The organism is Sphingobium sp. FW305-3-2-15-F-TSA7 (genome assembly GCF_058787155.1).
The window spans coordinates 85,010-89,292 of record NZ_JBYSZM010000034.1 but is presented as its reverse complement, the minus strand read 5'-3'; the positions used below and the strand labels follow the sequence as shown (position 1 = coordinate 89,292).

At 64.4% G+C, this 4,283-nt stretch carries 6 protein-coding genes; 1 reads left to right on the top strand and 5 read right to left on the bottom strand.

Translation table 11 applies throughout. The features are described 5' to 3' along the window. Positions 1 to 269: 269 nt before the first annotated feature. The 5 genes from AC3WN8_RS23545 to AC3WN8_RS23525 form a co-directional block, all read right to left on the bottom strand. Positions 270 to 932: a glutathione S-transferase family protein gene (locus tag AC3WN8_RS23545; RefSeq protein WP_492671929.1), complete on the bottom strand. Its 663-nt coding sequence runs from the start codon at positions 930 to 932 to the stop codon at positions 270 to 272. Between the two features lie 19 nt (positions 933 to 951). Next, on the bottom strand, positions 952 to 1,272 hold the full coding sequence (locus AC3WN8_RS23540; protein WP_492671928.1) for a hypothetical protein: 321 nt from the start codon (positions 1,270 to 1,272) through the stop codon (positions 952 to 954). Next, on the bottom strand, positions 1,251 to 1,988 hold the full coding sequence (locus AC3WN8_RS23535; protein ID WP_492671927.1) for a DUF899 domain-containing protein: 738 nt from the start codon (positions 1,986 to 1,988) through the stop codon (positions 1,251 to 1,253). The genes AC3WN8_RS23540 and AC3WN8_RS23535 overlap by 22 nt, the downstream gene beginning before the upstream one ends. A gap of 100 nt (positions 1,989 to 2,088) precedes the next feature. Beyond that, a complete protein-coding gene (locus AC3WN8_RS23530) occupies positions 2,089 to 2,565 on the bottom strand; it encodes an SRPBCC family protein (protein ID WP_492671926.1) in 477 nt (158 codons plus the stop codon). Further along, complete coding sequence (locus tag AC3WN8_RS23525) at positions 2,562 to 2,918, bottom strand: ArsR/SmtB family transcription factor (RefSeq protein ID WP_492671925.1); 357 nt, start codon at positions 2,916 to 2,918, stop codon at positions 2,562 to 2,564. Before AC3WN8_RS23525 ends, AC3WN8_RS23530 begins: the two co-directional genes overlap by 4 nt. 532 nt (positions 2,919 to 3,450) lie before the next feature. On the opposite strand from AC3WN8_RS23525, the gene AC3WN8_RS23520 reads away from it, so the two are divergent. After that, the coding region (locus AC3WN8_RS23520; protein ID WP_492671924.1) for a hypothetical protein at positions 3,451 to 4,283 on the top strand (833 nt) is incomplete at its 3' end.

Genomic DNA, 4,283 nt, shown 5'->3' with positions numbered 1-4,283 from the left:
GCCGAGGCTGATGGCGCAGTTGGTCCTCGGCTTCGCTCGGACGGCTCCCTCGACTTCGCTCGGGACAAACGGAGTTGAGGTGGCAGCCGCTTGGTTCGAGGCCATGGCCGCGAGAGATTCAAATCCTGTTTCAACATCGACGTTTCGGCTGCGATCATCGCAATTGCGGCGCTCGCGACCAATCCTGCCCAAAAATCCCGGACACCAGTGCGCGTGCGCGGGAATGACAAGATGAGTTGATCTAGCTGGATCAGACGCTGGGCCCGAGGTCAGCCTTCCGGCGTATCGTCCGGCTCATTGCCCTCGAACGACCGCAACTGATCCGCCAGCGCCTTGGCAAAGGCGGGGCGCGCCATGCAACGGTCGCGATAGGCGGAGAGCCTGGGGCGGCGCTCGACCAGGTCGGTATGCTCCAGGTCGCGCAGCACCGTCGTCATCAGCAGGTCGCCTGCGCCGAACCGGCCCTCCAGATGGTCGCGGTCGCCCAGCCAGCCCTCGAGCAGCGTCAGCTTCTCCTCGACCATCTCGACCACGGCGGGCCGGCGCGCGATCGCCCAGGCCTCGCCTTCCGCGAAGATGTCGATATCGGCCAGGTTGGAGATTGCCGGCTCGACCGAATTGAGCGCCGCGAACATCCAGGCTTCGGTGCGCGCGCGGCCCGCCGGATCGGCCGGCATCAACGCGTCCGATCGGCGCGCGATTTCGAGCACGATTGCGCCGGATTCGAACAGCAGCGCGCCATCCTCCTCGATCGCGGGCACCTGGCCGAAGGGCTGGATCGCGAGATAGTCGGGGGATGTCTTCTCATCCAGCCCGATCAGCCGTTCCCGATAGGGGAGGCCGGCCTCTTCCAGCGCCCAACGCACGCGCAGGTCGCGGACATAGCCCTTTGCGAAATCGGGCACCCAGCGAAAGGCGTAGAGCGTGATCATCCGTGATTCTCCCTGGATCTCATTGAAGTGGCCGGCCGCACCATGAATGGATCGCACGGTCGGGCACATCGGCCCGGCTCATCGGTGCCGAGCTTTCGGTGGTCGCGAGCGCCAGCATCGGCACGGCAAGCAGCGCGCCGCCACCGGCCACGAGCAGGGAGCGGGGCGCCGCGCGCAGCCATCGTCTGAAACCGATGGTTAATACCAAGTCTTGATGAGCTTGACATCGAGACTTGGTATCAGCCCGCGCGGCGCTTGAGCGAACCGATCGAGGATGCGTCAGCATCTTCGAGATCGCGTATAAGGCCGCGAGCAGGGTCAGGACGCCGCAGCACAGCATGGCCGATCCTCTTCGCGATCATAGCGGTCATGGCGCTTCACCCAGCCGCTGAGATTGCCGTTCTCGGTCTCGTCGCGACCCTTTGGCACCATGTCGAGCCAGCCATAGAGCGACAGCACGATCTCGCCGCCCCGGCCATAGCTGGAATAGCTGTGATGGATCGCCCCGTCCTCGGCACGCACGAAGACGCTGACGCCGGAGAGTTCGTCGATTTCGGGATCGGGCTGCGTCTCGAAATTATAGAAGATGCCGTCGCGGCGCGCCTCTTCGGGAAAGGAGACGTGATAGTCGCGATTAAAGTCGCTGCCCGCCGACGATACCCAGCGAAAGCGCCAGCCCATCCGTTTGCGATAGGCTTCCAGCCGATCGATCGGGCCACGCGACACAGCGACCCAGCTGACATCCTTATGCTCGAAATGCTGGCGCGCGCCATCGACCTGATCGCACAGCAGCGAGCAGCCGACACAGCCCTCGTCCCAATCGGGACCGAACATGAAATGATAGACGATCAGCTGCGATCGGCCGTCGAACAGCTCGGCCAGCGAGACCGGGCCATCGGCGCCCTCGAACATATAGTCCGTCTCCACGCGGACCCAGGGCAGGGCACGCCGCTTTTGCGAGAGCCGGTCGCGCTCGCGCGTCCACGCCTTTTCCTCGGCGAGCAGCGCGCGTGACGCGTCGATCCATTCGGCGCGCGAAACCACATCATGTGTCATGATCCGTCTCCTCGGCTAGAGCATCGTGCGGAAAAAGCCTGCCCCCGCGGAGGCGGGGGTGGGAACCGGTTTTCCGCAACAACGATGCGACAACAAACATCTAGAGCAGGCTGCGCGATGCAGGTGTCGCGCAGCCTGCTCTAAGCGCGAAATGCCGGACCAGCTTGTCGAGTCCGCCGCTCCAGCCTTCTTCATGGCTGATCCGCGAGGCCTCGTTTTTCAGCCGGGCATGGGTGAAGGTCAGTTCGGTGCCGATGTCGATCGGGCGCAGCGCGATCTCGATGCGCGATTCCGCTTCGGCTTCCTCGGGTTCGCCGCCGTCCGTCCAACGCCAGCTCATCACCAGCCGGACGGGCCTCTCGACCTCCAGATATTCGCCGCTGCTTTCATGCTCGCTGCCGTCGAGCATGCGGAAGCGTACCCGGAAACGGCCGCTGACGCGGATATCGGTTTCCGCCAGCAACACGGGGCCGTCGTCCGGTCCCCACCAGCAGGCAATGCCTTCGGGCGTGGTGAGCGCATCGAACAGGATCGCCGGCCGCGCCGCGATCCGGCGGACGATGGTCAGGCTGGTCATTCGCCTTTCGCCTGCCGCTTTGCTTCCTCGGTTTCCGCATAGGCGGCCAGGCGGTCGAGGCTCGCCGACCAGAAGCGTTCATATTTGCGAAGCCAGTTCATCGCTTCCTCCATCGGCTCGGGCGCCAGCCGCACCGCGACGGTGCGCCCGGCCTTCGATCGCGTGATCAGCCCGGCATCGCCGAGCACGTCGAGATGCTTCATCACCGCCGGCAGCTTGATCGCGAACGGGCGGGCCAGTTCGCTGATCGAAACGCTGTCCTCGCGTTCGAGCCGCGCCAGGATCGCGCGCCGCGTCGGATCGACAAGCGCCGCGAAGACGCGATCAAGGGCTGATTCTGGAAGCTTCACCATATAGTGAAGTATTGATCGGTAACGACCCGCTGTCAAGGCACCTCGATTTTCAACGCCGCCTCGGCCCTCTCACCCCATCATTCCGGCGAAAGCCCATTGGTATCCGGGATTTTCCTGGCGAAGGTTGGCGTAAGCCAGACAATTCCTTGGGATGAGCCCGTCACCCTGTTGTCGAGACAGGATCCGGGCCTGCCGCAACCCTCCCCTCCGCGTCTCCGCTGCTCCGCGTGAATCATTCCAGTTCGGCAAATGTCCCAGACCAACAGGTTCACGCGGAGACGCGGAGACGCGGAGGATCGCTTGTCCCAGGCAATGGGCCTCTTTCGCCCCATCTTCTCCTTCGCGTCTTCGCGTGAACCCGATAACTTCAGCGAGCCGCCGAACCCGCATGTCTCAAGATTGTCCGCCCGGGGCAGAGCCGTGATGAGGCGGCACGACGGCGGTTGTCACGGAACCGTCATAGCTGTCACAAAAGAATCAAGCAGCGCCCCTATCGCCACGCGAATCGGATTTTCCGAAACAGGGGGTGATCATGAAATTGCGTGTCGAAACGAGCCGGATCGCGCTTGCGGCTGGAGTGCTGACCTCGATGATGGTGGCGGCGATGCCCGTCGCGGCGCAGACCCATCATGTCGTCCCCGGCGGCACGACCGACACGGTGCAGAAGACCGTCGCGGGCACCGACAGCATCACCGTTCAGGCGGGCGGCACGCTGCAGACCACGACCAATCCGGCGATCAACTGGAACAATGCCTCGACCGGCCTGGTCATCACCAATTCGGGCACGATCCGCAGCGCCAATGCCAGTGGTCGCGCGATCAACGCGTCGGGCGACGGCAATGTCCGCTCGATCGCGCTCACCAACAATGCCGGCGCGGTGATCGAAAGCGCCGACGACGCATTCCGCATCAACGTCAATCCAACGGGCGGCACGATCACCGTCGAGAATTACGGCATCATCCGCACGACCACGGCGGGGCAGGCGCTCGATTTCGATGCGGTCGCGACCAATGCCGCGACGATCGTCATCAACAACCATGCCGGCGCCGAACTGCGCTCGGTCGGCCAGGACGCGATCCGGCCCGGCCAGGGCGCGGTCGTCACCAATGCCGGGCTGATCTATTCGGACGGCCCGGCCAACAACAATTATGACGGTGTCGACTGGCAGGGCAAATCGGGCAAGGTGATCAACCAGACGGGCGGCGTGATCTCCGGCCTGCGCCACGGCATCACCAGCGACGTCGATGTCGACGTGACCAATGCGGCGGGCGCGACGATCATCGGCCGCAACGGTTCGGGCGTCGGATCCGACGGCGGCGGCATCGTCGTCAACAACGGCACGATCACCGGCAGCTGGGACGCCCG